This is a genomic window from Acidiphilium sp. 20-67-58 (genome assembly GCF_002255515.1).
GTDB lineage: Bacteria > Pseudomonadota > Alphaproteobacteria > Acetobacterales > Acetobacteraceae > Acidiphilium.
Map to the genome: position 1 here is coordinate 1 of NZ_NCAS01000108.1, position 1167 is coordinate 1167.

Consider the following 1167-nt stretch of genomic DNA (forward strand, 5'->3'; position numbering starts at 1 on the left):
TCACGTTGTGGGTGCCGGGCATGACGCCAAGCAGGTGCCGTGGATCCCGTATTACGGCGGCAGCATCATCGGGTCGCAATATTACATCACCGGCGGCATCACTGAGCTGAATTATAATATCCAGTCCGGCGGCGTGCAGTTCCAGGTTAATCAGCTTGGCCCGAAAGACCGCGTTTACACTGAAGATGTGGGTATCGACCTTGAATTGGTGGACAGCCGTTCGCTGCTGATCGTCAAGTCCGTCAGCCTCGTGAAGCAGCTGACTGGCTATGAAGTTGGTTTCAACATCTTTCAGTTCTTTGGCAACAATCTTTACAACCTGAACATTGGCAACAAGAGCCAGGAGCCTGAGCAGCTTGGTGTGCGCACCTTGCTTGAAGAAGGCGTGTTCCGCCTGGTGGCATATGCCGAAGGGTTGGCGCCAGAACCTTGCCTTGCTACCGCGACGGGCTGGATTCCGAAGGAAACTGCCGAACAATATCTAGCCGCTGACCGTGCTGGTGCTGCCACCCCGGCGCCGGTTGCGCCGACGGCGCCAGCGCCGGTTGCAACCGCCGCCCCGGCTGTTGCCCCACCACCGCCTGTTCCAGCGCCCGCTCCTGCCCCGGCACCGGCTGTGGCTGTTGTTGCGCCAGCTCCTGCCCCGGCTCCCGCCCCCGCGCCGGCCCCGGCCGCTGCGCCGGCTAACCCGGTTCTGGCAGCTGACTCTGCTGGCATTGCGGTGCCGACCCCGAATGCGCCGCCTGCGCCGAAGCCGGTGGCTGCCGCCGTCGCGGCGCCTGCGCCAGCTCCTGCCCCAACCCCGGCGCCGCAGGCCGATACTGGCGTGCCAGTGCCCGTGCCGGTTCCAGTCCCGGTGCCAACGCCCGCTCCGGTGCCAACGCCAGCCCCGGCCCCGGCTGCTGCGCCGCAGGCTGACAATAGCGGTATGCCGGTACCTGTGCCGGTGCCAGCCCCGACCCCTGCCGCGAGCAATGTATCCACTATGGCAGCTGGCAGTGCCGCGACGTTAAATTCCCAAACATCATCTGCGCCGGTGCAAAACGGCCAGATGGAGGCGCCATCTGGTCAGTCGAACGTGAAGTTTGACTATGGCGCGACCGATGTCACCGGTGGTGACATGTCGGCTCTCGACCAGGCTGCCTCAACTGCCCGTCAGCATCCTGT

1 protein-coding gene is annotated in these 1167 nt (G+C 64.2%); it reads left to right on the top strand.

What is annotated here, in order from left to right:
* Positions 1–1167: CsgG/HfaB family protein (locus tag B7Z76_RS16215; RefSeq protein WP_291345297.1), on the top strand; the 1167-nt coding region annotated here is incomplete at both ends.